A 24,924-nucleotide genomic window follows, 5' to 3' on the forward strand; every position below is an offset into this window, starting at 1 on the left:
GGCGGGAGATGCCGTCAAACCAAGATCATATCGCCTCTGCTTCTACCGCCTTCACCGTGAGGCGATGAACTTGCCCATCGCGAGCCAGCCAGTCGATCGATTGTCCTTTTGAAACTCCGATGAGGGCCGTTCCAATCGGGGTCAGTATCGAAACCTTGCCCTTTGCGATGTTCGCCTCTCCAGGAAAGAGAGCGTGACCGCACGGTCTTCGCCGAGGTCGCTCACCAATCGCAGCGTGGAACCCATGTAGACGACATCCGTGGCGATAGCCTCGTCGGACACGATGCAAGCGCGTTCGAGTTCGGAAAGCAATTCCCGGCAATATCAGTGCTTTTCGAGCTATGGGTCTCCGCGAGTTTTGACAATCGCGTGTGGTCGGTCTGTGTGAGGGTGATCGAGGATTGTCGAAGCGTCGTCTGGGACGCCATTTCCTACGTCCTAAAAGACCGTGCTGGCAGTAAGGAGCTTATGTCGCGTCAGTGGCAGCGCCAGATCCGTCACGCGGTGCGTTGCCGTCGCCCCGCGGCACGGCGCCACGCACCAAGCCGGGGCAGGATTCTGCGATCGGAAATGCTCGTTCAAGAACGAGATCGTGGCGCGGGATAGGCATGGTCGAAACATGCTGATCGCGGAGGGATTTCAAGTCTTGCGGGCGAGTGTCAGGCAATTGAAACCCGCCAACGTTCGGGCTGACGGGCTAAAAAGTCTCTTTGTCCCACGTCTGTCCCGTAGGACTGTGACTAGAAATTAAAGTACAGGCTCACGCCCGGCCTACGCTGGTAGGAGTAGTAGTCGCGATAGCCGTACCGGGGATATCCATACCGTGGATAGCCGGAATACCGATGACGGTAGCATGAGCCGTAATACCGGCAGTCGCGGTAGGCGTAATTCCGGTTCTTGTAGTGGCCATAAGCATAGCCATTCCCGTGGCCCTTGTGCCTGACAAGCTCGACATCGGTGGTGTGTAATGGCGCTGCTTTCGGCACCGCGATCGGCGCAGCGCTCAGCGGCAGGGCGAACGATGCAGCCAGGACCATGGCTGCGAGAGGTGAAAAAAGCGTCTTCATCGGGGCATCCTTTCAGGCAGTGAGTCTCGGTTACCAAGCATTAACCTGCGATGAACGGCTGCGCGCATGCCGCGGCAATGATTGCAGATATAGCGATTGAATTAAAAAGCCTGCGTGATGAACGCATCAAAGTCTCCTCCGGTACGAGTTACGCATCGCCTTTCATCACGATACAGGTGCTTCCTCCACGATGCAGCTCGTTCGTAGCTTCTCGAAGCTTTCAACTAGCTTTCAGCCTTCCTGACAGATAGCGACCTTACAAAAACGTAAGCAAGCGGACAGAGCAGGGAGATATTCGGTGGGCAAGGTCTGGCAGATGTGATCATCCCCGGGCCTTCAATGAACTACCTTCCCGAGCACGACAATCTAATCGCCCGCCAGGCGCTGCCGCAGCTGCGGACCTTTCTCATCAACCTCGATCGGGCGCCCGATCGCGGAAGGCGCATGACGTTTCTGATCAAAACCTTCGGGTTGAATTTCGAAAGGATTTCGGCCGTGGATGGAGCTGACCTTCGACTGCCGATTTCGGACTTCGATGAGCGCGGCTACCTCTTTCGGCACGGGCGAAGACCAAATCCATACGAAATCGGCTGTTACCTCAGTCATGTCGACTGCGCCCGGCGTCTCATTGCATCACCTGATGAACATGCCCTGATCCTCGAGAACGATCTCAATTTCGACCCGAATTTCATGGCCGTCCTGAAGGAGGTGCTGGCTAATCGAAACCAATGGGACATCGTCAGGCTTTCGACGGTCAACAAGGGAAGGAAGTTCCGGTTTCGCCGGCTGACCTCTCAACATTCGATGGCGATTTCACTGACACGGGAAAAGGGCGCTGGGGCGTACCTGGTAAATCGCCGCGCCGCGGCTTGGATCGTCGATCGCCTGATGCCGATGCGATTGCCATACGATCTGGCATTTGACATGGAACATCTGGTTGGTCTGAGGGCGTTTTTTGTTGATCCCCTGCCAGCCAGGCAGGACGCCGAGCCCAAATCTCAAATCCAGGAGAGACTATCACGCTACAAGCTGGGCTGGCGCAAGCCACCCACAGTGGTGCCGTATCGGGCAGGGGTCGAGATTGCGCGGTTTGTCATCAGGGCGCTTCGACTGTTCAGGTGCAAGGTGATCGCCTAAAATGCAGCCTGGTCATCCCGCATTTATCGCCTATCTCTCCCCGCAGACCACGAAGCGGCGGTCCGGTATTGAATACCACGTAGCCCGGGATGAATGACATGCGGGAACCAGCGCAGTTTAATGGCGATCGGGAGCGCACAGCCTATCAAGGCCGTCGAACGCCTATCTCAGCCAGGAACAAGGGCATCTCCGTCTGGTCCACTGTCGGCCTTGGTCTGCTCCTCGCCCTCGTCGTCCTGCTCGTTGCCAATTCATGGCGAGGAACTCCCACGGTCGCTCCGCTGAGATCGACGTTGTCCTCCAACTTGCCTGCTGCTCCAATTGCGGCTCTTGTGGGCGCGTAGGCAGCGCTCAAATCGAAACGCGGCCGAGTGCCTGTAGCCCTAATTCAAAACCGGCAGATGCCGATCCGTTTCGCTTTCAAAGCGCGATGCGAGGTGGGGAGCATAGCGAAGAACATCTGACCGAAGTCGAAGGAGAAAGGTCTTTGGCTTTCCCTTCCAGCATGAGGTCGAAATCAAGATGATCGATCGTGCGCACGAACGTGGAGAAAGGGAATGGGTTGCATGTGCCCGCTTGCCCGGTCATCAAGGGAGCACCAGCGACGCCTTAGAATGGTTATTAGAGGAGGCGTAAAATGTATATTAGGTGTGGCAAAAGACGTACACTAGGCCAAGGCAACGCTCGAATTTCCAACTTTCTAGCCTCGTCTTCGACCGCCTGCTGGGAATATCTCCATAGGTACCGCCGACATGAATGACCAGCACAGCTCACGACCGAGATCGCTGGTCAAGCATCTCTGTCTGACAGAAGTTGTCCACCTCGTCGTGACGATTTGCAAAACTAGTGCCCCGCGGTGTCACAGTATTGGCTGCGTCGCGTCCAACACCTTTGATCGTGTTTGCGCATGAGGCAAGGCTGAGCGTTAGTAGGCAAGTAGCGGCAAGCGCTGAAATGATCTTCATTTTTGAACGTCGAAGCAGGGCGAACGCGCCGCCTTTGCTCGTAATGAACTCGGACTCGTTTGTTCCCGCTTATTCCAAGCCTCGCGCTCGAACAAAATCCGCCTGCAGAAAAAGGCCCGGTGCTGGGAGCACCGAGCCCTTTGCGCGCTGGTTTCTCTGAGGGACGGATACCAGCTGACAATGCCGCTGTGAAAGCATTGCGAGCTTCAAACCATTCAGCTTAGGAAAGGTTCCCAGTCGATTCTACTTTAATGGCAAAGATTTGAATCGAAAGCCCGGCGGATCAGGTGACCAGCGCCGGGCCTTGAGCGGACCTGCATAGGGCGATGCTGATCCCGCAGCGTGTTTCAAAAATCGCTGCGTCCTGCAAACAAACGAGGTCGGGGAAAGTTCCCGACCGATTCATTCATTTATGCGACGCGCTGGCGATATTCTGGTCCTTTCCCACAGGCTGCCGAACCAGGCTCCCGAATGGACCGGCGACGGTCGAGTTTGAAGCGTCCGACGAGGCTTGCCAAAAGGGCAGCACCGGCAGCGAGGGCTTCACTGGTCGAACTCATGGTCTTCACCATGGCCGCATTGTGCTGCGTCATCTGATCGAGGGGGTGACGTCTCGATTCCGCAGAACATGGTCGTCGCCAAGGATCGAGATGAAGGGCACGTTCCGGTTCCATGAGGAGTTCGGCGTTGCGGTCGATCTCATCAATAGCCGGCGGGTCGATCTTAAGCCCCTGTTGAGCGGCATTTATCCGCTGACGGAAGCGGTTCAGGCTTTCGAAGCTGCCGGGGATCGGAGCAAATCGATGAAGGTACAGCTGGCCTTCTAGCCGGGCGATAGCGGACAGCTTTGGGGCGCCGCGTACTTGGCGGTGCATCCCGTCATTGCGAGAAACCAAAAAAGCGGATGTATCGCGGAGAAGGCAGAAATCGGGCTGATCGGCTTGCCGTCATGGGTTCTAACCTGGCGCTCAACATTGCGGAAAAAGGCAACAAGATTGCTGTCTTCAACCGCACGCCTGAGAAGACCGACGAATTCTACGAAAGCGCCGGTGATCTGAAGAAGCAGATCATTCCCTGCAAGACGATCGAAGAGTTCGTCGAGGCGATCCGCCCCCCGTGCCCGATCATCATCATTTCGCGAGGCCACATTCTATGCTTTCGCGCGCAAAAGTGTGGTCGCAATATCTCTGAACCCGAGGCCAGCCGGTTCCGACGAAACCCATCGTGGCTTATGCGGAAGTTTGTCCATTATGGGCAAAATGTTGCGCACGCCAAAAGAATTGCGGATGTAGCCGAACATGGGAGCGTCGTTGCGTGAATCACCAACGAAAGCCGTGACTGAAGGCGTCGTCAGGGGATCCACCGCAAAAGCTTCATTGAGCAATCGCTCGCTCATGGCTTTCTTGTCATAGTCTCCGATCCACGTATTGATATGAATGGAGCTGATGGCGACGGTCGCCGCCATCTGCCGAATCTGATCAGCCAGGATATCGACCTCCTCGTAGGGTACACCACCGATGTCGATGGCAACATCCGCCAGCCGGAATGCCTGATCATGGGCAATCCGAAATGGCGAGGGCGTGGATCTGATAATCTTCCCGATTGCTTCGAGATGTTCACGCTGGCGTCGCGCCTGCAGGGCGCCGTCTTCCCAATAGTCGAAGACGACCTCGCCATCTCGCCGGAAAACAGCAAAGGCTCCGCTCTCGCCGATGACCGCGGCCACCGGCCAGGCTCGAACGATGTGTTCGCACCAGCCAGCCGATCCTCCGGTGACGGGAATGATTGAAATCCCGGCGCGGTAGAGATCCCAGAGGGCTTGGTAAGTCTGTGGTAACAGCTGACCTTCTGTCGTCAGGGTATCGTCGATATCGGTGAACAGGTAACGCACATTGCGCAGGTCCGCCGGCGATGGGGCAGCGCCTATGAATGTCATGAATACTCCTCGCCGCACAACACGATGTCCATGCCGCTTGCCGCGCAAGCGGCGACAACACCTTGGTCGTCAGGCAGCCGGTCGGTGTAGAACCGGGTCAGTTTGTTGAAGGGGGCGACGCGCACCGAAGCGTTGCGCATCCACTTGCTGGCATCAGCTGCCAGGAAACAGCTCTTGGAATTTTCGATAATGGCGTTGGTGATCTGCGCTTCACTGTAACTGAAGTCCATCAGCCCATGAACGTGACTGAGGGCGCCGGCTCCAACGACGGCGTGCGTGGCATAGAACTTTTCGAAAAACCGGATGACGTCGGCGCCGACCACATCCCGGTCGTCATGGCGCAACAGCCCGCCAGTCAGGTGCACCTCGATGTTTGAGGCGTCGCAAAGGATAAGCGCGACATGGATATTGTTGGTAACGACCGTAAGGCCCTGGTGATCCCGCAACGCCTCGGCAACAAATTGGACGCTGCTGCCGATCCCAAGGAAGACTGTGGAATTCGGACCGATGTCGCTTGCAACGCGTCTCGCGATGCGCCTTTTGGCAGCGCTGTTGAGCTGAGCGCGTGCATTGACGGAGATGTTCCTTCCCTCGACGGGCACATCGACGCCACCATGAAAACGCCTGGCATAACCAAGGTCGCAAAGCGCGTTTATATCGCGCCGGATCGTTTGCGTCGTCAGGCCGAACCGACGCGCCAAATCCTCGATGAACTGCATCCCCTCGTTCTCGATGAGCGCGAGCATGTCGCGCTGTCTGCTCGATATCATTACCGCCCCCTGCACGCTTTCAAGTCAGGAAGAGACTTGGGTCGTCAGTAATGACACCTGTCAAGCCAGCACCCCAGAAAGGACGGAGAAGGTGTGGTGCGTTGCACGTCCATGCCCTGACCTTTATCTCGCGCCGACTTGCCTCCTCGAGGAACCCGAAGCTCAACGACTTGTAATTTAGATGGATCGTGTTTGCCGGGATAGAGGCCAGAACATCGGCCCAGTCACGCGGCAGTTCGCTCCACAGCATGGCGAGCTCGTAGTCTGGATCGAGCCGATGCATCGCTTTTAGCGCTTCGGCATCAAAGCTTGAAATGACGATTTCAGTATGGGGTGCGCGTTTTCTGAGGTGAGAATGGACGGTTTCCGTCAACTGCGCGAGCGATGTGTGGTGCGCGTGCTGCTTGATCTCGACGTTGAGATTGAGCCCGAGGTCGCCGAGACGTTCGATCGCGAGCGCCAGTGTTGGCAGCGCCTCTCCGCGGTAAGCTTCTGAAAACCACGAGCCGGCATCGATGCTTTCAATATCTGCGGCCACCATGTCACCGAGATTGCCGCGCGAGGAAGAGCATCGATCGACAGAAACGTCGTGAATGACGACAGCCGTTCCATCCTGCAGGAGTGCAACATCGAGCTCGACCCATTTGCAGCCCTGCTCAGCAGCGGCCCGGAAGGCTGCAATCGTATTCTCGGGAGCAACGGCCGAAGCGCCCCGATGTGCATGGACCTCGTTACGCGCCGGACCGATGCGCTGCTGGGAAATCGTCATGTTCTGGCTTTCTGTTGGCTGCTACATTCCGGTTATGATGCCGGTGCGACATCTGTTCGTTTGCCGGTTTCGCGGTTAAACGGATGCATGGCGCTGACACGGGCATAGACTGGAAATTTTGCCGCTTCAGCGACTTCTGGACGTCCGGGGACGCTGAGGATTGCGCTATGGCCGCGATCGCCGAGGCGCACGTGAAGATGGCTTTCTCCACCGATCGGCTCCAGAAGCTCGGCCGTCGCGTTGAGGCGGATTGACGGTTCGGCTGGCTCGACCAGCGACAGCTGATCGGGGCGCACGCCGACGATATCGGTCCCAGTGGGAAACTCAAAGCTATGTTGGCCGTTGGAGCCGGCGATGACCTCAATCGGCATCAGATTCATTGGTGGGGATCCGATGAAGCCAGCGACGAACAGGCTTGCAGGGCGGTCGTAGACTTCGACAGGCGAGCCTATTTGCTCGACGAGCCCGCCATTCATCACCACCAGCCGATCGGCGAGTGTCATTGCTTCAAGCTGATCGTGGGTGACGTAGATGCTCGTCGTCTTCAGCCGACGCTGGAGCCGGCGGATTTCGACACGCATCTGGACACGTAGCTTGGCGTCAAGGTTTGAGAGCGGCTCGTCGAACAGGAACGCTGCTGGCTCGCGCACGATCGCTCTGCCCATCGCGACGCGCTGCCTTTGACCTCCCGACAGCTCGCGTGGTCTTCGTTCAAGCATCGGCCCGATCTCGAGAATCTCGGCCGCCTCATGCACGCGTCGGTCAATTTCGGCCCGCGGCGTTCTCCTGTTTTTCAGCCCGTATTCCAGATTGCCGCGCACCGTCATATGCGGATAGAGCGCATAGTTCTGGAAGACCATTGCAATATCGCGCTCTGCAGGCTCGGCATTGTTGACGTTGCGACCGGCAATTTCGATTTTCCCGTCGCTGACCGTTTCCAAGCCCGCAATCATCCGAAGCAATGTAGACTTGCCGCAGCCAGATGGTCCGACGAGGACGATCAGTTCGCCATCGGCAACAGAAAGGGTGACGCCTTTGACGGCAGGTACGGAGCCGTAATTCTTCTTGAGGTCGACGATTTCGATCGTGGCCATTCTTACTTCTCCGTTTCAACCAGGCCTTTGACGAAAAGGCGTTGCATGGCGAGGATGACGAGGACGGGTGGCAGGGCAGCGAGGATGACCGCCGCCATGACGAGGTTCCAGCGGGGCTCTGCATCAGCAACCGCCGCCATGCGCTGGATGCCCATGACCACCGTGTAAAGGCTTGGATCGGTGGTGATCAAAAGTGGCCAGAGGTATTGGTTCCAACCAAGCACGAACAGAATGATGAAGAGCGCTGCGATGTTGGTCACCGAGAGGGGCAGAAGAATATCGCGAAAGAACTTCATCGGTCCGGCGCCATCGACGCGTGCGGCCTCCATCAGTTCTTCCGGCACGGTCAGAAAGAACTGGCGGAACAGGAACGTTGCTGTTGCCGAAGCAATCAACGGAATGATCAGTCCACCATAATTATTGAGGAGCCCTAGGTCGGCAACAACCTTGAAGGTCGGTACAATGCGCACCTCGACCGGGAGCATCAAGGTGATGAAGATCATCCAAAAGGCAAGGGTTCGGAATGGGAAACGGAAATAGACGATCGCAAATGCCGACAGGATGGAGATGACGATCTTCCCGACTGCGACACCAACGGCCATGACGAGTGAGTTGAGCATCATCGGCCCGATTGGCGGCGCGCCCGAACTCGTCATCCCGGCCGACAGCATCGTTGCATAGTTCTCGATAAGGTGGGGACCTGGAACAAGGGGCACGACGTCGGAAAGGAAGTCGGTGCCGCCATGGGTTGAGGCGATGAAAGCGACGTAGACAGGAAAAACGACGATGGCAACACCGACAATCAGAACAAGGTGGGCCAGGAGGTTCAGGAATGGACGGTTCTCAACCATGGGCGAAGCGCTTTCAATATTGGACACGCCGCTCGATGAAGCGGAACTGGATTGCCGTAAGGCCACAGACAATCAGCATCAGGATGACGGACTGGGCGGCCGAGGAGCCAAGGTTGAGGCCAACGAAGCCGTCGAAATAGACCTTGTAGACAAGGATCTCAGTTGCGCGTGCCGGACCGCCCTGTGTCGTTGCGTGGATGATCCCGAACGTGTCGAACATTGCGTAGACGATGTTGATGACCATCAGATAGAAGGTCGTCGGAGAAATGAGCGGGAAGACGATTGTCCAGAAGCGCTTGACGGGACCGGCTCCGTCGATTGCACCAGCCTCCTGCAGGGATCGCGGGACGGACTGCAAGCCCGCAAGGAAAAACAGGAAGTTATAGGAGATCTGCTTCCACGTGGCCGCAATGACAATGAGCACCATTGCATCGGTTGCGTTGACCAGATGGTTCCAGTTGATCCCGATTGCGCGCAGCATGTAAGCCACGATGCCGATCGATGGATTGAACATGAACCACCACAGGATGCCAGCAATCGCGGGTGCGACGGCATAAGGCCAGACCAGCAGCGTCGAGTAGGTCCGCGATCCCCGCAGAACGCGCATTGCGGCAACCGCCAGCAGCAGCGAGATCGACAGCGAAAGAAAGGTGACGAGCACGGCAAATACAATGGTATTGCCAAAGGCGCTTATGTAGATCGGGTCGGCAAACAGCTTTCGGTAGTTCGAGAACCACACGAAAGTGGTCTTGAAGCCAAATGCGTCATTACGCAAAAACGACTGCCAGAACGCAGTTCCGGCCGGCCAGAGAAAGAATACAATGGTTACCAGCATCTGCGGCGCAATCAACAGATAGGGCAGTACCTTGTTCGGAAAGACGGTTCGCTTGGTCTGCATGGTCCCCTCACGCAAGAACAGATGGCAAGGAGAGAGCCGGCTTGACCGGCTCTCGGCCTCGGGGACTATTCGTTGGCCGATTGGAAATCGCGCAGTTGCTCGTTGCCACGGCTAACCACCGAGTCCAGCGCTTCCTTGGCTGATTTCTTGCCGCCAAGAAGAGCTGCGAACTCGTCATCGATGATGCCGCGTACCTGCACGTAGTTACCGAAGCGGATACCCTTGGAATTTTCCGTCGGGGCGACCCGTGTCAGTTGCTTGATGCCAACGTCCGAACCAGGGTTCTTTTCATAATAGCCCTGGTCCTGGCCGAGCTTGTAGGCTGCTTCGGTAATGGGAAGGTAGCCGGAGAACTGGTGCCAGTCAGCCTGGACTTCGGGCTTCTGGAGATAGGTGTAGAACTTTGCCACTCCCTTGTACTCGTCTGCCGGTCTGCCTTGCAGGGTCCAGAGTGTTGCACCGCCGATGATGGAATTCATCGGTTCCTTGATCACGTCGTTGTAGTAGGGCAGGGGCGCGAAGCCGACCTTGAAGCTCTTGGCGTTGTTGACGACGCCCGCGCGCCCTGCCGAGGAGTTCATGTACATGGCGCATTCCTGCGAGTAGAACATCGGGGGAGCATTGTCACCGCCACCTGGTCCACCGTATTTGAAAAGGCCCTCGTCCTGCCACTTCTTGAGGTTGTCCCAGTGGTGCACCGTGAGGTCGTTGTTGAAGGTGAATTCGGCGTCCACTCCGCCGAACCCGTTGGCCTTCGTTGAATAAGGCTTGTCGTGCAGGGCGTTCAGATTTTCTGTCTGGATCCACGAGATCCACGCGCTGGTGAACCCGCATTTGGCAGCGCCTGACGTGACTATCTTCCGCGAGAAGGATTCGACGTCCGCCCACGTCTTTGGCGGGGTTTCCGGATCGAGGCCGGCTTTCTGAAAGACGTCCTTGTTGTAATACATGATTGGCGTCGAGGAATTAAAAGGCAAGGACAGCACGTTCCCGTCCGTATCGGAGTAGTAGCCGACTACCGGAGTGAGAAACTTGCTCTGATCCCAGGCTTCGCCCTGGTCCTTCATCAACTGGTAGATCGGGTAGATGGCGCCCTTTGCTGCCATCATCGTGCCCGTCCCGACTTCATAGACCTGTACGATTGCGGGTTGCTGGTTGGCTCTGAACGCCGCGATAGCGCCGGTCAGTGTTTCATCATAGGTGCCCTTGAAGACAGGCACGATTTCATAGTCGCTCTGCGAAGCATTGAAATTCTTGGCGATCTCTTCGAGCTTGGCGCCGTTTTCGCCTCCCATGGCATGCCACCACTGGATCTTGGTCGCCGCGGACGCAGCCTGCGACGCCAGAAGAACTGCCGCTACACCTGCGGACAGGAACAAAGCCGTCTTTTTCATGCTCACTCCCTTTTTGGTTCAGAGCCTCCCGCTCCAAACTTGTCCGGGACCGTATCAGGCAAAGTTGATTTTGAAAGAACAAATGTTCATATGAACATTTGTTCTGACCGTTCAGGGAAGGGATGCAGCGTGCCCGTTCGAGCGAGAGCGATAGGCCGAAGGTTTCGCCCGCCCCGACGTCAATTCGACTGTAAATTAGGTAAAGCTAATTAACTTTAAAACAAACAGAGAACGGCAGTGGAACATTAAAAGTTGCATTTGCTCTGATAGTATTGCAACTTCCTCTTCATCGAAGGTGGAGCGCGATGAGGTACCTGTTCCATAGCCATGTCAGAACCTCTCTCCTTGCCGTGGTCCTCTACGGCGTGATTGGTATTGCTCTTGTCCAGCCCGACCTGTCGACCGATGCGAAAGCCCTTATTGCGCTTGCAGTGCTTGGGGCGTTGTTGGCCCTTGCGATGCTCACGATGGAGCCCGGTGTCGTCGCGTCCCCTGAGCCCTCCGAAACCGTGTCGCCTGCGACACTCACCGCAAATGAGATTGCCACGCTTCTATGGCTGATGCGGCGAGGCAAACAGCGTTTCTCGGAAACATCCGAGAGCATATGGTCGATGCATCAGATGGGCGTTGTCGTCCGCCCATGGCAGGGATGCAACGCATGGATGGTCAGCAACGAGATATGGAACGAACGGGAAGACTTCATGTCCGCGAGGCTGCTGCTCTACACACCGGATAGGTTCCCCCAAGACGGCGCGTTCATATGAGCGACGACCTCGCCGGTCCCTGCCAGGTTAAAAACGCCTTTTTGTCTTTTCCCATCTCGGGTGACGAGATTGATCAGACGTCCCGCAGACCCTGTGCCAATCGCTGCAACTCCTTGAATGCACCATAGCGTCTTGCGTGAATATCAGCGACGCCTCCCGGGGAAGGAATGTACGTCTTGTCAACCGTCGTCAGCCTGTTCATGGCTTCGCGGACGTTGGCAAAACAGCCGCCTGCTACGGCTCCCAGGATCGCAGCCCCCAACAGGACCGGCTCTTCAGCCTTCGTCGCCACGACGGGCTTGCCGCTTGCGTCTGCGAGGAGCTGACGGACGAAGGCATGCTGGCCGGCGCCGCCGCTGATGACGACGTTTTCGAACTCAACACCAGCATCTGCCTGTGCATCGATGATCTGTCGCAGCCCGTATCCAATGCCGTAGAGGCCTGCGACATAGAACTGGACAAGATTATCGATGTCACGCTCCATTCCAAGTCCTGCTATGATCGCTCGGGCGTGCGGGTCGGCGAGTGGCGCGCGGTTTCCGAGAAACTCGGGCACGACATGCATGCCGGTTACAAGTGAGACCGCATCCGAGGGCGTTGCGGCCTTTTCGGCGGCAAGTTCGGCGAGCATGACGGGAAGCGCCATGCTCTTTGCCTTGGCAAGATCGGTTGCCTCGGCGGCGGCAGGATGGAAGGAAAGGAGCTGATCGATCGCTGCTCCGGCGGCACTTTGACCACCTTCGTTCAGCCACAGACCGGGTACCATCGCCGAGTAGTAGGGTCCCCACACTCCCTGCACGAAGGCCCGTTCGTTCGTCGATGTCATGGTACAGGATGAGGTGCCAAAGACGTAGGCGAGGTTTGAGGTCGGTCCGCCACCAAACCCGACCGTTCCGATCCCTCCGGCATGGGCGTCGATAAGACCGGCAGCGACTGCCGTACCCGGAACTAGCCCCAGTTCCTCGGCTGCAAGTGCAGTCAGTCCCTGGCCCAGAGCTGAGCCAGGCTCGACAATTGCCTGGCCGATGCGAGAAAATCCCTCGTCTGCAAGCGACCCCAGGCCGATGTCCTGGAAATAGCTAGCATCCCAACGGCTTTCGTGGGCTAGATATGTCCACTTGCAGGTGACCGTGCAGGTGGATCGGGAGAGATCGCCGGTCGCGCGCCAGGTCAGGAAATCCGCGAGGTCGAAGAATTGCCATGCCGCGTCGAACACCTGTGGCTTGTTCTCCTTAAGCCAGAGCAGCTTCGGCGTTTCCATTTCCGGCGAGATGCGGCCGCCAACGTAACGCAAGACCTGGTGACCGAGTTCGTTGATGCGTTCGGCCTGCGGCACTGCCCGGTGATCCATCCAGACGATGATGTTTCGATCGGGATCCTCGGACGGCCCGACGGGCAGGGGCGCACCCCCGTCTCCGAGCACCACGAGCGAGCAGGTCGCATCAAATCCCATGCCGACAACATTGGCTGGATCAATAGCTGCGATGCGAACGGCTTCGCGGACGGAATTGCAGACCGCCTGCCATATTTCGCTGGTTGACTGCTCCACGATTGAGCCCGCTTCACGGTAGAGGGTGATGTCCCTTTTGGCCGAGGATAGCATCTGTCCTGAAAGGTCGAACACCCCTGCGCGAGCGCTTCCGGTGCCAACGTCAACTCCGATGACGTAGCTGGCGTCGGTTGGCGGGATTTGGGTTAAGTCGCTCATGGTCTCTGGTGTCTCCGGGCATGAATGGCTCGTCTCCGCGTGGTCGCGGAGATCGCCCCTTAAAGGTCGACGCTGTTCGGAAGTATCACCAGATCGCGCACAGTCACGTTGCGCGGTCTGGAAAGCATGAACAGCACGCAGTCGGCGACTTCCTTCGGCTGCATAAGGCTTCCATTCGCGAGCGCCTCGTCCATCTTCGCCTTCGGCCAGTCATCGAGAAGGGCGGTGACCACCGGACCCGGGAGTACAGCGCCAACCCTTACGCCGTGTTGGGCAACCTGACGACGTGTCGAGTGCACGAAGGCCTGGACCGCGAACTTTGACGCCGTATAGATCGGTTCCCATACAACCGGCACCATGCCGGCGATCGAGCTGGTGAACAGGATGTCTCCGGATTTCTGGGCAATCAGGTGCGGCAGGACTGCGTGAACCGAGCGGAAGGCCGCGTTGATGTTCAGATTGAGCATCCGGTCCCAGGCATCTGGGTCGCCTTCGGCTACTTGCCCGCCGATGTAAGCACCGGCATTGGCATGGAAAATGTCGAGTCTGCCCGCTATGTCCAGGATGCGGGGCAATATTCCCGACAGCTGCTTGCCGTCGAGAAGGTCGACGACCAGCGGGAAGGCTCGTTCGCCCAACTCCTCACAGATCGCCTCAAGCCTGTCCTTGGCGCGGTCGATAAGGACGACGGTGGCACCCTCGGCGTGAAGCGTGCGGGCACATTCCAAGCCTATGCCGGACGCCGAACCGGTGATGGCAGCAACTTTGCCTTTCATGAGGTCGGTCATGCTGAAACTCCAATGATATTAGGCGCGTCCATGGCTGACGCGGGAACGACGGGCAAGCGAGTCAACGATCACGGCGGTCGCAAGAACGCCTCCGGTAATCATGTAACGCAGCGAGGAACTGAGGTTGAGCAGGGTAAGGCCGTTGGAGATCGCCTGGATGACGATGATCCCGAGCAGGGCCGAATAGGCGCTGCCACGGCCACCGAAGAGGCTGGTTCCGCCGATCACGGCTGCCGCGATGGCATTCAGGTTCACATCGCCGGTACCAGCCTGCTGACTGGACGATGCCAGGCGCGAGGCGGACAGGATCCCGCCGATGGTCGCAAGTGTCGAGCAGAGCACGAAGGCGCTCAGGTAGATACGGCGGACGTTGATGCCGGCGCGCCTTGCGGCTTCGCGATTGCCGCCAACCGCAAACATCGAGCGTCCCCACTTTGTACGGGTCAGTGCGTAGTTGAGTACAACGGCAATCGCCACGAACAGACCGAACATCCACGGGATGCCTCTGCCGAGATTGAGGTAGTATGTCGCAAATTCGAGCGCGGCCGTGAGAACGATGGCCTTGATGGCCGTTGCTGCGAACGGTTGCGACGACAGGTTGACCGCGGCGCGATGCTGACGCGTTCTGATGCCTTTCGCGATGATGGCGGCACCAGGGATCAGGGCGAGCATATAGGACAGCCAGTCCGGCATCACGAGAATCTGGCCGAAGCGGACGAGGGACGATGCGTAAGGCAGGTTGATGCTGCCGGTCGGGCCAAGGATATAGAGCTGCATTCCAAGGAGCGCCAACAGACCAGCCAGGGTGGCGACGAAACTCGGCATACCAAGCCGGTTGAACAGGACGGCATAGATGGTTCCGACCAGCGCACCGGCGACAATCGCGGCAACGATCGCGACGGCAAATGGCAAGCCGTTGTTCACCCAGAGAACACCGAGAATGGCTGACGACAATCCACTCATGGAACCGACCGACAGGTCGATCTCGCCAAGCATCAGGACGCAGACAATGCCGAGCGAGATGACGCCGACAGTCGCACAGTCAAACAGAAGGTTCACGAGGTTGTTGGGTGCCAGGAATACCGGGTTCAGAATCGAAAAGACCAGCGAGATGACGATCAATCCGACAGCGACAGGCAGCATGCCGAGGTCACCGGATTTCACGCGGTCGATGAAGGCACCGACCATCGCCATGACGCTGTCGTCATGCCGGACACGCTCATCGCTTCGGTCGAGTGCTGCGGCCGGCGCATTGATGGGGGTGGTTGGTTTCTGGCTCATGCCGGTCTCCCGCTGGTTTCCTGGGGCCCACCGGCTTTCCGCTCGATGCGGCGGGAGACGGAGTTTTCGGTCGCACCGGTGATGGCCGCCACGAGTTCATGATTGGACGCGTCGGGTGTAAAGACGCCATTGTTCCTGCCGAGCCGCAGCACGACGATCCGGTCAGCGACCGCGCGGACATCTTCCATGTTGTGGCTGATGATGATGACGCCGAGGCCACGGTCGCGGACGCGCTCGATGAGATTGAGCACCTCTGCGGTCTGCGCGACGCCGAGTGCGGCGGTCGGCTCGTCAAGCATGATGATCTTTGGATTGAGGAGGAGCGAGCGGGCGATAGCCACTGTCTGGCGCTGTCCACCCGAAAGGGATGCAATCGGTTCCCTCACCGAAGGAATGCGTGCCGCAAGCTCCCTGAGCAGCGTCCAGGCGCGGACTTCCATCGCAACCTCATCGAGGCCCCAGGGTGAAAGCTCATGGCCAAGGAAGAGGTTTGCCACGACATCGAGGTTTTCGCACAGGGCGAGATCCTGAAACACGGTCGCGATGCCGAGTTCAAGCGCCGTGCCAGGGCTGTCGAGCGTAACACTCTGTCCGCAGAACTCGATCGACCCGGCGGAGGGCTGATGAACCCCGGCAAGGACCTTGACCAGCGTCGACTTGCCCGCACCGTTGTCGCCAACAAGGGCGACGACCTCACCGGCCTTCACTTCCAGTTCGATGTCGGTCAGCGCCGAGACGGCACCAAAGTGTTTCGACACGTTCTTGAGTCGGAGGATGGGTTGTCCTCGCTCCGGCATATTGCTTGCTGTGGTGCTCATGGCTGAAGCCCTTTGTGCTTCCAGAAAAGTCCGGCCGCACATCGTGCGACCGGAATGACAAGGCGGTTCTTACTTAAGGATGCCGAGCTTCTTGCAGCCTTCCGCATATTCACCGGTGCAGATCTGCTCTGGTGTCTGGATCTTCTTGTCGAAGATCTCGGCCTTGATGTTCTCGGCAGTGACGACCGCTGGAATGAAGAGCTGCGACGGCGTGTTATAAAGCGTGGTCTTGGCTTCCGGCTTTTCACCCTTGAGCATCTGGACTGCGACGTTGGCTGCTGCCGCGGCAACCACTTCGGAAGGCTTGGAGATCGTATTATACTGGTCACCGGAGATGACGAGCTGCAGTGCTGCGATCGTCGCGTCGTTGCCTGTCACCGGCGGTACAGGATTGACACCAGCTGCCTTGAATGCGGCAATGGCGCCGCCGGCGGTGCCGTCATTTGCTGCCACGACACCCTTGATGTCGCCACCGAAGCGGGTGATCTGGCCTGCGGCCCATTCCTGAGCCTTCGGCGGAGCCCATTCCGGAGTGTCGTATTCAGCCAGCGTCTTGTAGGTAGATTCCTTCAGGCCACGGTGAATGCCGTCGCGGATCAGACCCGCTGCCGCATCAGTCGGCGATCCGTTGATTTCAAGGACCCCCGCGCCATCTGCCACGCCAGTTGCCTTAAGATGTTCGACGAGAGACTTGGCGATTGCATAACCGATACCTTCGTTGTCGAAGGAGACGTAGAAGTCGGCAGGCTTGTCAGGAACCGGGCGGTCGTAGGCGATTACCTTGACACCCTGGGACTGGGCGAGTTCGACGAGGCCGGCCGCAGCGGCTGAATCGACCGGGTCAAGAACGACGACCTTGGCTCCCTGGGCGATTACCGAGTTGAACTGCTGCTGCTGGAGCGACGCGTCGGCATTGGCATTCTGGTAGACGACCGTGCACTTGGGGCAAAGCTTCTCCATCTCCGCCTTGAACCCCGGGAAATCGTGCTGCTCGTAGCGCGTCGACGCCTGGTCCGGCATCAGAAACGCCACAGTTGACGCTTCCTGCGCTGATGCTGCAGCGGCAGTGCCAAGGGCAATGGCGGCCGAGGCCAAAAGCAAATTAAAAGACTTCATTCTCTCCTCCTACGTTTAAATGACGACAAAAACAGGCTGAGGCATTGTCGACGGTCGCCGCGAATTCACCATGGGGCGCACGGCAGGCCATGGACGCCAGATCACGAGATTCGATGTTGCGGCTTCTTTAGAGCATCACCCTCCCGCGCCGGACTCCCGCCGGCTTGCTTCATCGATTGCACCTCTTTGCTCAATCGATGAAGCAACAATTGCCACCTCTTCATAAAGGTGTCAAGGTGGCGGCGAAATGGAGATTGAAATTTGACTCGCCCAAAGCAGGCCAAGCGCACCACCATCTACGATCTTGCGAGCCTCGCAGGAACGTCGGCGAGCGCTGTCAGTGCGGTTCTTAACGGGAACTGGAAGAAGCGGCGTATCAGCAGTCAACTCGCCGAGAAAATTACACGCCTGGCCGAGGAGCAGGGTTATGCGACCAACATGCAGGCAAGCCTTCTTCGGCGTGACAAGTCGCACATCATTGGAATGATCGTTCCGAAATACGACAATCGGTACTTCGGTTCGATCGTCGAAAGTTTTGAGGACATGGCGCGTGCTCGCGGGCTGTTTCCGATTATTACCTGCACGCGGCGCGATCCGCAGCTCGAGGTCGAGGCAGCGCGCACCATGCTTTCCTATCAGGTGGACTGCCTGATCTCGACGGGTGCGACGGATCCAGACCGGATCACCGAAATGTGTTCGGCGGCGGGTGTTCGCAGCATCAACCTCGATCTGCCCGGCACTCTGGCGCCATCCGTGATCTCGGACAATTTTGAAGGCGCACGGGAACTGACCCGAAAAATCCTGCTGAACTGCGAGCGCCAGCTAAACGAGAAGAACCCGCTCCTGTTCATCGGCGGCCGTGGCAGCGATCACAATACGGCCGAACGTATTCGAGGCTTCCGACAGGCCCATTCCGAAATGGGCGTTTCCGTCAGCGAGGAGAATATCCTGCCTTGCGGATATGCGCCCGAGAAGGCGGAAAAGGCGCTTGATGAGCTAGTCGCCCGCGGCGTTTTGCCGGCTAAAGGCATGTTCGTCAATTCTACGATCTCGCTCGAAGGCGTGATGCGGTGGCTGCGACGGGCCGGGGCGATCGACCGCCAGGATGTCGTCATCGGCTGCTTCGACTGGGATCCGTTTGCAGCCCTTCTCGGGCATCACATCGAAATGGTGCGGCAAAACGTGCCGGCCATGCTCGAAAAAATGTTCGAAATGATCGAGGCGGGGCAAACGAAGCCGGTTGTGGTGCAAGTGCCGCCGATCATGCCGGACGAAGAGGGGCCGCTGGTTTCGCGGGAAGAGGCGTTGAAGGCGCAGACGGCCTATAGGAACGCTGGCTAACGCCACGCAGCTCCGGATTTGGTTCTCGCCTCCTTTGATTAATCCCTTTGAAAACGGCATTCCGACCGATTCTGGCCCGAAGAGGCAGATCGCCTGAAGGTCGGGCGCGCAAAAAAGACGGACTGGGCTTTTTCGTCCGTTTTCGGCGCTACGTCCTTTTGTAACGCAGCCATTCGCCCAGTTCCCGGTCGGCGATGGAATGGCGGATGATGCTGCCGTATGGCAGGTCGACGAGGACACCTGCATCGTCACGACGACCGATTTCTTCATGCCGGTTGTCGATGATCCTTGTTGATTTCGGACGCATGCAGCGACGACCGCAATTTCCGACGTTTATGCCATGGGCGGCAAGCCCATCCTCGCACTGGCAATCCTCGCTATGCCGATCAGCAAAGTCTTGCCTCGAGATTGCATGGGCGGTCCGAAATTTACAGCCCTCCAGCGTCATGACCTTCGTTGGGCGCCGTCCTGATCCATCTCGATGCGCCCGTCGAGGAACGTAACGCTGCGGCGATGCCATGGCCTCGAATATCGGCAACCGTGAACAGGACCTCTCTTGAAGAGAGACTTGGCCGTGAAGCGAATACGGTAGCAGTTTTCAAATGCGGCGTGATCAAGAGACCACCAGAACTTTGGTCCGTCAGGGAGGAAGACGTCACTGCTTCCAATCCTCAGCGACGTTAAAGCGGCTAAACAAGCACCTCCTGTCGCGCAAACTGCCATTCTGAAGGTTTTGCTATTAGAATCCCGCCTTCTTCAGGCCCTCACGATAGAGATCCTTGTGCCATTGCTCCTTGCTCGGGACCGCAGAAAGCCATCGGTCGACATCAAAGTCTGGATTGGCTTCGCGAAATCTCCGCACGTGGAGCCGCGCCTTTTCCTGATTGTCCAACATCGCCCAGCTTGCGGCAGAAAGCCTGTCAGCCAGGGTGGGGTCGGCCATTTGACCGATGTAATCCAGTGCCCGGTTGAAATCGGCGAGGGCATAACTCGCCCCTGCAGCCGTCCAGAGGTAAGTGTCGGGGCTGAGGGGGTTGAGCTCGATTGCTCGCTCGATCTTCTGCAACGCCATCGCAGGTAGGGAGCAATGGACGAGCGTGTCAGCGTAGTCGGCGATGACGTCGGCATAGTGCGGCCCACAGGTTTCCGCCAATTCCATTGCTTCGGCGCTTTCGTCGAACTGCCCCTTTAGCAATCTGGCGACGCCCAACTCGCGGTAAGCGTCAGCGAAGTCGGAACGCGTCCGGCCTGCTTGCTTCGCTAATGTTTCGGCCGTGTTCAGCAGTTCGATATCACCTCGCGCTGTCAACAGCCATTCCTTCGAATAGGTCCGCGCCATTGAACTTAGCGCTGGCGCGAAGTTCGGGCTCACGTTCAGCGCCGCTTTCATCTCTGCACGCGCACGCCGCAAGTTCGGAAGCGTCAAGCGCACCAGGTGGCGCCTGCCAACCAGATATCGATGATAGGCTACTGGACTGAGATTGTCTCGCAGGCTTTCATATCGTTCTATTTCTCTGCAAACAGACAGCGCAACCTGTCGGGTAACCGCCCTTCTGTCCTTGGCAAGAGCCATGTGGTGGAGGCTGAAACGCTCCGCCCATATGACCTGGTGCTGGTCAAAGTAGATGAGCTGGACGAACAGTGTGGCGTCGTCCGTGTCGCCGCTGGTGCTGGTGTCAAGGACGTAGTTAACGCGATGTCGCGCACAAAAATCTGACTGTGTCCTTGCATCCTTGCCCACTTGAGCTGCTGAGTAAGGCGCAATCACCTGAACGCTGTCGAAGGCGCAGAAACCAATCGTGATGTCCTCGATGAGTGATCCAGCAAGTTGCCACGCAGTTGACTGCACGGATTGACTCCGGGGTGGCAGCAACATCAGGCGGGGGACCGCGGCTACCACGTCTTCGCTCGCAGATGTAACGTCGTCTGAAGGTCCGGCCGGTTGAGTTGACGATGTCAACACGTCGCCGTCAGATCTCAGGCGGCTACTCTTCAATGAAAGGGAAATCTGACGACGTTCGACATCCTTTCTAAGGGATGCCACGTATTCTTCAGCGTTGAGGATCTGTAAAATAAAGCGCTTTGTTTCTGGATTGTGTGGATCCAGCCAGGAGAGTGTCGTCGCCGCTCGTCGCAAGATATCGGGCGCTTCTTTTCCTTTTGGCAGCTTTGAGGCGTCTCTCAACGTCTCCTTGAGAAGGCATGCATGATAATTCTCCCGCTCGGCGAACCACCTTCTAAATTCCTGGCTCGCACTTTGAGAGGTCCCCAAAAATGGCTGGCTGAGAATTTTCAAAAGGTCCTGGAGGAACGCGACTGGCTCGCGCTCCGCTCCACCGGCTTCGAGGAGGAGGTCCGAGCACAAAGCCTGTCGGTTAATCGAGAGCAGTCCGTTTTCAGAGGACAGTATTACGGTGCCCAGTTCATTCTGACGCGCCATAATTCTGGAGACCGCCTTTCTCAGCGTAGTACGCGCGACGTCGTCATCTGCGTCGCCCCATAGAAAGCGTGCTATTGCCGGACGATCTGCCTGGCCCTGATCGGACGTGAGCAAGTATACGAAGAGCAGCAGTCCTTTTTCGGGAAACACGACGGTATCGCCATTTCGGTCGAGTAGCTGCAGCCGGCCAAAAGTCCTCAAAAAAAACGTCATGCCGACCTTCATATTGGATTCATTTGCTTTGCAACAGACTGTCCGAATGTTCTGTGCGGATCAACACGCATCTCTACTTGCCGGAAGAGCCTGTTGTCGCCCGCAAGGTGTCCCCGCATCTGCGATGGCGGAAGAGGATGGAGTCGAACCCACCCGAGACAGCCTCGCTGCCCCACCCGGATTTGAAGTCCGGACGCCCCACCGAGGACGGTTCTCGTCCTTAACTGCTGACTGACCGAGCTTCGCCATGGAGGTCGAGCCTGTGCGGGGCGGCCCTCTCATGGAAGACGCCATCATGGAAAGCTGCGACTTCCTGACCGCATAGGCGGTTCCCTCACACGGGATCTAATTCCAGAAATCTCCGGTGGACGAGCGAATGATCACGGTGGAATATATGACGCGTGATCGAACGAGCTTTTAGCGAACGAATGCCGGTGTCCGCATGAAAGGAGCGAATCATGAAACTGATCATCCGTACCACCATATTATCCTTGTTGGCATGGGCCGCTCACGGTGCGGAGCCATACACCTTGACTTCGGCAGAAAGCAAGATCGCCGAACTCGGCGCGACAAACTTTGCCCAAGCATCGAACTCCTCTTTCATTTCATGTTCCAATCTCTGCACAAGCGATGACCATCACGTCGCCTGTACCATAGCCGACAAAGCCGGTGCACGGTCCGAAGTGCAATGCTCATACAAGTCAGAGGGCTGCAAGAAGCAGTGAAAAACCACGGGCCATTTGCGGGCATTTACGGCTACTCGTTCGCTGCCATTACGTCTTTGGACATGCGCCATAACTAACGCCGTCCGGCAAGGCGGCGTTGGGCGCGACTGATCGTGACGGACGAACGCACTGCCGCTGGTCTCCTAAAGCAGGGCGATCATTCCCGCAAACACCGTTCCTGCGCCGATCCACGCACCAAATGCGGGTCTCTCTCATGTGACTGCCCATATCATCGGAAGCACGGGGACTGGCGTCGTCGCCGGTGTGCCCAACAGATCGACCGGGCGTCGCTGCTCCAGCCTGTCGACGATCTTTCCAGCCATCGTTCGGCTTCGCCAAGTGATCCGAAAACTCAATTGCCCTTGCAAGAATCTTGGCAAACCTCCATGCCCGCCCGCGTTTCTCCCGGCTTAGCAGCTGCGGAGGGGCGTTCCTTCGGGGGTGCTTTACAGCCCGTCAAGGAGAAGATCGTGTGCGTTGAATCCTCGCTGCCACAAAGAAGCCTCACGACTTTCTGCAGGGCCCCGTAATCGTTATCTCGAGCGATCCTTGCCATGAATGATCGACCTCCGCGTCATCGTCGGCATGTGTCGTCTGCCCTTTTTCAAGAAATCGAGCCGGCAACAGGCGAAGAGAACGGGGCGAGCCGCTGGTTACCGGTTCGCCCCGCATCCGTTCGATGACTAGCCGATCTGCAGGATGACGACGTCCCGGGCCGGGACTTCGACCTTGCTGCCCTGGTAGTGGTGGCCGGGCGGCCAGGATGCAGCCTTTCCGGCTTGAATGCACCCATGGGCCTCGGCAAGCCTGACCTCCGTCATTTGTGTTTCCCGCGTCGGGTTGACGAGCCACACGAAGCTGCCGTTTTCGCCCTTGTGTACCCGGGCGAAAAGGCCGGTATTGGACAATGCGGCGTGACGCTCGATGCTCGTCCAGTCGATCAGCGCCCCGAAGAACGCCCGGTTGGCCTTTCCGTTGGTCGTGAAGTAACCAACCGACGGATTTGTGCCGATCAGGAGTGTGCGCCCTTCGCCATAGCCGTTCTCGACAACCGCCAGGCGGCCGTCGTCGAACGTCCCGCGTGCTTTTCCCCTGGTTACTTCATAGGACTGGAGCATGCCCCCGCCCTGGACGTCGCGGCCGCCAAAATTGAAGCGGATCCGGTCACCGATGTCGGGCATGTATTCGACATCGACCTGACGGGCCCCGAACATCACATCGAGCCCGAGGTTCGGCTGTTGCTGACCGACATGGCCGCGGTCGCCGAAATATCCGGGGCATGCCTCGCAGATCAACGTTCCGCCATTTTCGACCCAGGTCTTCAACCGGTCCGCCTGTTCCGACGTAAACATGATCGGGTAGGGGAAGTAGAGCACACGATAGCTGTCGATGTCGTCGATATGCACCCAGTCAGGCTGAACGCCCTGGTCAAGGAACGCCCTGTAGGCACCCCACATGGCATCCTTGTAGGGTTTCTCCTTTCGGTCGTGGTTGAGAAGATAGTCCCATTCCTGCGTCTCGCGCACGACGATGATCCCGATTTCTCCGCGAACGGGCTTTGCCGCCCAGAGGTTTGCCTGGGCAGGATCATTGGCCCACTTGCCGAGCGACGCCTGCATCTCCGATCGCGGCGTACGCGAGCCGTCCATGCCGTACGCACCAAAGGCCCCAAACAGAGGTCCGTCGAGCAATGGCCTGTAGCGCAGGTTCATCATCCCGCGTGCGCCCCCGGCAAGTGACGTCAGGCTCCAGATCCGGATGTCTTCCGGCTCGGCGACACGTCCGTCCTCCTTGTCACGCCCGATCACCTGGGGCTGCAGCCAAAGAGGGCCCGCCTGACGTTCTGCATGCCAGAATGGTTTTCCGCGTGCCGCAGCACGATTGATGTCGACGCCGTACCAGGTTTTCCACGGCTCCGTGCCTTTCCGTGCCTGGATCCATGTATAGCCGTAGAGCTCAACCTTCGACGCTGCCAGCCAATCGTCGCAGCCATGCGAGGCCATGTCGGGTATGGCACCCGAGACGCCGTGCGCGGCAATCAGGCACTTGCTGTCGACTGACCGGATCGTGTCGATGCGCCACTGCATCTGCTCATAAAAGTTCTCACGCTTGAACTGCAGCCAGTCGATGCACTCAGGATAGGCTGCCATCTGGACGGGGGGCTCGATATCGTCCCATTCCGCATAGCTGTAGCGATACCATGCCTTGGCCAATGTCTTGAGGTTCCCGTACTTCGCCTTGAGCCACGTCCTGAAGGCAGCCTTCGTATAGCTGCTATAGTCGACGTCCTCTGCGTAGTTGCATTCGTTCCAGATATCATAGCCGTAGAGCGCCGGATGATCCTTGTAGCGCTTGGCCATTGCCGTCAGAAACCGGCCGGCCGCCTCGCGCACCTCCGGGCAGTTCAGGGTCAGAACGCCACCACCATTCTTGCCAAAACCGCCTGTCGCTGACGACACGCCCATGTTTGAACTGAGCTTCCTGCCATCTGACGTGATCTGGATCGCATGGGCATATTTGCGGACCGCCCAGTCAGGAACGGTCTGTGTCATCTCGGCAATGATGGTCCTTATTCCGTTTTTTGCGGCAAGATCGAGCTGCCGGTCATATTCTTCCCAGTCGTAGACGCCGGGTGCCGTCTCGATCGCGCCCCACATGAACCAGTGGCGGAAAACGTTCAGGCCGTCTTCGGCCGCGACGCCATAGTCGCGGTCCCAATGCTCCTGCGGGGGATTTGATTTTCGGAAGTAAACGGCCCCGTAGGGAAACTGGATGTCATCACGTACCATTCTATGGTCCTCCAAGATTTGGGAAATACCAGACATGGCTTCGCCGTCCGACGTGTCGGC

At 58.0% G+C, this 24,924-nt stretch carries 20 protein-coding genes, 1 tRNA gene and 3 pseudogenes; 7 read left to right on the forward strand and 17 right to left on the reverse strand.

Annotated elements, in window-relative coordinates:
• Positions 1 to 25: 25 nt before the first annotated feature.
• Both FHX16_RS18065 and FHX16_RS18070 read right to left on the reverse strand, forming a co-directional pair.
• On the reverse strand, positions 26 to 322 hold the full coding sequence (locus tag FHX16_RS18065; RefSeq protein WP_310503135.1) for a GreA/GreB family elongation factor: 297 nt from the start codon (positions 320 to 322) through the stop codon (positions 26 to 28).
• A 418-nt stretch (positions 323 to 740) separates the two neighbouring features.
• Positions 741 to 1,067, reverse strand: a complete 327-nt coding sequence (locus FHX16_RS18070) for a hypothetical protein (protein WP_183756078.1) — start codon at positions 1,065 to 1,067, stop codon at positions 741 to 743.
• 339 nt (positions 1,068 to 1,406) lie between these two features.
• On the opposite strand from FHX16_RS18070, the gene FHX16_RS18075 reads away from it, so the two are divergent.
• From FHX16_RS18075 to FHX16_RS18090, 3 genes and pseudogenes are all read left to right on the forward strand, one after another.
• The gene (locus tag FHX16_RS18075; RefSeq protein WP_183863971.1) at positions 1,407 to 2,204 is read left to right on the forward strand and encodes a glycosyltransferase family 25 protein; all 798 of its coding nucleotides are present in this window, start codon (positions 1,407 to 1,409) and stop codon (positions 2,202 to 2,204) included.
• 1,566 nt (positions 2,205 to 3,770) lie between these two features.
• Positions 3,771 to 3,996, forward strand: a pseudogene (locus tag FHX16_RS18085) (L-idonate 5-dehydrogenase); the annotation flags it as partial.
• 81 nt (positions 3,997 to 4,077) lie between these two features.
• Positions 4,078 to 4,304, forward strand: a pseudogene (locus FHX16_RS18090) (NAD(P)-binding domain-containing protein); the annotation flags it as partial.
• Positions 4,305 to 4,319: 15 nt separating this feature from the next.
• On the opposite strand, the gene FHX16_RS18095 reads toward FHX16_RS18090, so the two are convergent.
• From FHX16_RS18095 to ugpB, 7 genes are all read right to left on the reverse strand, one after another.
• Complete coding sequence (locus tag FHX16_RS18095) at positions 4,320 to 5,105, reverse strand: HAD-IIB family hydrolase (RefSeq protein ID WP_183756194.1); 786 nt, start codon at positions 5,103 to 5,105, stop codon at positions 4,320 to 4,322.
• Positions 5,102 to 5,875 carry a DeoR/GlpR family DNA-binding transcription regulator gene (locus FHX16_RS18100; RefSeq protein ID WP_259129608.1) on the reverse strand — a complete coding sequence of 258 codons (774 nt, stop codon included), beginning with the start codon at positions 5,873 to 5,875 and terminating at the stop codon, positions 5,102 to 5,104. The genes FHX16_RS18095 and FHX16_RS18100 overlap by 4 nt, the downstream gene beginning before the upstream one ends.
• Before the next feature lie 19 nt (positions 5,876 to 5,894).
• The gene (locus FHX16_RS18105; protein ID WP_183863970.1) at positions 5,895 to 6,644 is read right to left on the reverse strand and encodes a glycerophosphodiester phosphodiesterase family protein; all 750 of its coding nucleotides are present in this window, start codon (positions 6,642 to 6,644) and stop codon (positions 5,895 to 5,897) included.
• Positions 6,645 to 6,676: 32 nt separating this feature from the next.
• Entirely contained in the window at positions 6,677 to 7,738 is a 1,062-nt protein-coding gene (gene ugpC / locus FHX16_RS18110) for a sn-glycerol-3-phosphate ABC transporter ATP-binding protein UgpC (RefSeq protein WP_183863969.1), read from the reverse strand.
• Between the two features lie 2 nt (positions 7,739 to 7,740).
• Entirely contained in the window at positions 7,741 to 8,589 is an 849-nt protein-coding gene (gene ugpE / locus FHX16_RS18115; RefSeq protein ID WP_183756073.1) for a sn-glycerol-3-phosphate ABC transporter permease UgpE, read from the reverse strand.
• A 13-nt stretch (positions 8,590 to 8,602) separates the two neighbouring features.
• A complete protein-coding gene (gene ugpA, locus FHX16_RS18120; protein ID WP_183863968.1) occupies positions 8,603 to 9,487 on the reverse strand; it encodes a sn-glycerol-3-phosphate ABC transporter permease UgpA in 885 nt (294 codons plus the stop codon).
• 65 nt (positions 9,488 to 9,552) lie between these two features.
• Positions 9,553 to 10,881, reverse strand: a complete 1,329-nt coding sequence (gene ugpB / locus FHX16_RS18125) for a sn-glycerol-3-phosphate ABC transporter substrate-binding protein UgpB (RefSeq protein ID WP_183756071.1) — start codon at positions 10,879 to 10,881, stop codon at positions 9,553 to 9,555.
• A 305-nt stretch (positions 10,882 to 11,186) separates the two neighbouring features.
• Between ugpB and FHX16_RS18130 the strand changes: the two genes are divergently transcribed.
• A complete protein-coding gene (locus tag FHX16_RS18130; protein ID WP_183863967.1) occupies positions 11,187 to 11,645 on the forward strand; it encodes a hypothetical protein in 459 nt (152 codons plus the stop codon).
• 73 nt (positions 11,646 to 11,718) lie between these two features.
• Here FHX16_RS18130 and FHX16_RS18135 read toward each other — a convergent pair whose 3' ends face one another.
• From FHX16_RS18135 to FHX16_RS18155, 5 genes are all read right to left on the reverse strand, one after another.
• On the reverse strand, positions 11,719 to 13,353 hold the full coding sequence (locus tag FHX16_RS18135) for an FGGY-family carbohydrate kinase (RefSeq protein WP_183756069.1): 1,635 nt from the start codon (positions 13,351 to 13,353) through the stop codon (positions 11,719 to 11,721).
• Positions 13,354 to 13,412: 59 nt separating this feature from the next.
• Positions 13,413 to 14,141: an SDR family oxidoreductase gene (locus tag FHX16_RS18140; protein WP_183863966.1), complete on the reverse strand. Its 729-nt coding sequence runs from the start codon at positions 14,139 to 14,141 to the stop codon at positions 13,413 to 13,415.
• An 18-nt stretch (positions 14,142 to 14,159) separates the two neighbouring features.
• Entirely contained in the window at positions 14,160 to 15,422 is a 1,263-nt protein-coding gene (locus FHX16_RS18145) for a sugar ABC transporter permease (RefSeq protein WP_183863965.1), read from the reverse strand.
• Positions 15,419 to 16,240 carry an ATP-binding cassette domain-containing protein gene (locus FHX16_RS18150; protein ID WP_210280939.1) on the reverse strand — a complete coding sequence of 274 codons (822 nt, stop codon included), beginning with the start codon at positions 16,238 to 16,240 and terminating at the stop codon, positions 15,419 to 15,421. Before FHX16_RS18150 ends, FHX16_RS18145 begins: the two co-directional genes overlap by 4 nt.
• A 69-nt stretch (positions 16,241 to 16,309) precedes the next feature.
• On the reverse strand, positions 16,310 to 17,356 hold the full coding sequence (locus tag FHX16_RS18155; protein WP_183756066.1) for a sugar ABC transporter substrate-binding protein: 1,047 nt from the start codon (positions 17,354 to 17,356) through the stop codon (positions 16,310 to 16,312).
• A 261-nt stretch (positions 17,357 to 17,617) separates the two neighbouring features.
• Between FHX16_RS18155 and FHX16_RS18160 the strand changes: the two genes are divergently transcribed.
• Positions 17,618 to 18,697, forward strand: a complete 1,080-nt coding sequence (locus tag FHX16_RS18160) for a LacI family DNA-binding transcriptional regulator (RefSeq protein ID WP_183863964.1) — start codon at positions 17,618 to 17,620, stop codon at positions 18,695 to 18,697.
• Positions 18,698 to 18,884: 187 nt separating this feature from the next.
• Positions 18,885 to 19,106, forward strand: a pseudogene (locus FHX16_RS18165) (AIR synthase related protein); the annotation flags it as partial.
• Positions 19,107 to 19,436: 330 nt separating this feature from the next.
• Here FHX16_RS18165 and FHX16_RS18170 read toward each other — a convergent pair.
• Positions 19,437 to 21,350 carry a hypothetical protein gene (locus FHX16_RS18170; RefSeq protein ID WP_183864008.1) on the reverse strand — a complete coding sequence of 638 codons (1,914 nt, stop codon included), beginning with the start codon at positions 21,348 to 21,350 and terminating at the stop codon, positions 19,437 to 19,439.
• A gap of 125 nt (positions 21,351 to 21,475) precedes the next feature.
• Positions 21,476 to 21,570 (reverse strand) — tRNA-Sec (locus tag FHX16_RS18175).
• Positions 21,571 to 21,808: 238 nt separating this feature from the next.
• On the opposite strand from FHX16_RS18175, the gene FHX16_RS18180 reads away from it, so the two are divergent.
• Positions 21,809 to 22,075 carry a hypothetical protein gene (locus FHX16_RS18180; protein WP_183863963.1) on the forward strand — a complete coding sequence of 89 codons (267 nt, stop codon included), beginning with the start codon at positions 21,809 to 21,811 and terminating at the stop codon, positions 22,073 to 22,075.
• A gap of 683 nt (positions 22,076 to 22,758) precedes the next feature.
• Here the strand turns inward: FHX16_RS18180 and FHX16_RS18185 are convergent.
• On the reverse strand, positions 22,759 to 24,864 hold the full coding sequence (locus FHX16_RS18185; RefSeq protein WP_183863962.1) for a beta-galactosidase: 2,106 nt from the start codon (positions 24,862 to 24,864) through the stop codon (positions 22,759 to 22,761).
• Between the last annotated feature and the right edge of the window lie 60 nt (positions 24,865 to 24,924).

This window comes from Rhizobium sp. BK661 (assembly GCF_024808825.1).
In the GTDB taxonomy this organism is placed as follows: domain Bacteria; phylum Pseudomonadota; class Alphaproteobacteria; order Rhizobiales; family Rhizobiaceae; genus Rhizobium.

Coding starts and splice junctions, on each gene's coding strand:
- FHX16_RS18135 (WP_183756069.1), bottom strand. CDS start 13,353: ATGAGCGACTTAACCCAAATCCCGCCAACCGACGCCAGCTACGTCATC.
- FHX16_RS18095 (WP_183756194.1), bottom strand. CDS start 5,105: ATGACATTCATAGGCGCTGCCCCATCGCCGGCGGACCTGCGCAATGTG.
- ugpE (WP_183756073.1), bottom strand. CDS start 8,589: ATGGTTGAGAACCGTCCATTCCTGAACCTCCTGGCCCACCTTGTTCTG.
- FHX16_RS18170 (WP_183864008.1), bottom strand. CDS start 21,350: ATGACGTTTTTTTTGAGGACTTTTGGCCGGCTGCAGCTACTCGACCGA.
- FHX16_RS18150 (WP_210280939.1), bottom strand. CDS start 16,240: ATGAGCACCACAGCAAGCAATATGCCGGAGCGAGGACAACCCATCCTC.
- FHX16_RS18145 (WP_183863965.1), bottom strand. CDS start 15,422: ATGAGCCAGAAACCAACCACCCCCATCAATGCGCCGGCCGCAGCACTC.
- FHX16_RS18155 (WP_183756066.1), bottom strand. CDS start 17,356: ATGAAGTCTTTTAATTTGCTTTTGGCCTCGGCCGCCATTGCCCTTGGC.
- FHX16_RS18185 (WP_183863962.1), bottom strand. CDS start 24,864: ATGGTACGTGATGACATCCAGTTTCCCTACGGGGCCGTTTACTTCCGA.
- FHX16_RS18105 (WP_183863970.1), bottom strand. CDS start 6,644: ATGACGATTTCCCAGCAGCGCATCGGTCCGGCGCGTAACGAGGTCCAT.
- ugpC (WP_183863969.1), bottom strand. CDS start 7,738: ATGGCCACGATCGAAATCGTCGACCTCAAGAAGAATTACGGCTCCGTA.
- FHX16_RS18130 (WP_183863967.1), top strand. CDS start 11,187: ATGAGGTACCTGTTCCATAGCCATGTCAGAACCTCTCTCCTTGCCGTG.
- FHX16_RS18140 (WP_183863966.1), bottom strand. CDS start 14,141: ATGACCGACCTCATGAAAGGCAAAGTTGCTGCCATCACCGGTTCGGCG.
- ugpB (WP_183756071.1), bottom strand. CDS start 10,881: ATGAAAAAGACGGCTTTGTTCCTGTCCGCAGGTGTAGCGGCAGTTCTT.
- FHX16_RS18180 (WP_183863963.1), top strand. CDS start 21,809: ATGAAACTGATCATCCGTACCACCATATTATCCTTGTTGGCATGGGCC.
- FHX16_RS18070 (WP_183756078.1), bottom strand. CDS start 1,067: ATGAAGACGCTTTTTTCACCTCTCGCAGCCATGGTCCTGGCTGCATCG.
- ugpA (WP_183863968.1), bottom strand. CDS start 9,487: ATGCAGACCAAGCGAACCGTCTTTCCGAACAAGGTACTGCCCTATCTG.
- FHX16_RS18075 (WP_183863971.1), top strand. CDS start 1,407: ATGAACTACCTTCCCGAGCACGACAATCTAATCGCCCGCCAGGCGCTG.
- FHX16_RS18100 (WP_259129608.1), bottom strand. CDS start 5,875: ATGATATCGAGCAGACAGCGCGACATGCTCGCGCTCATCGAGAACGAG.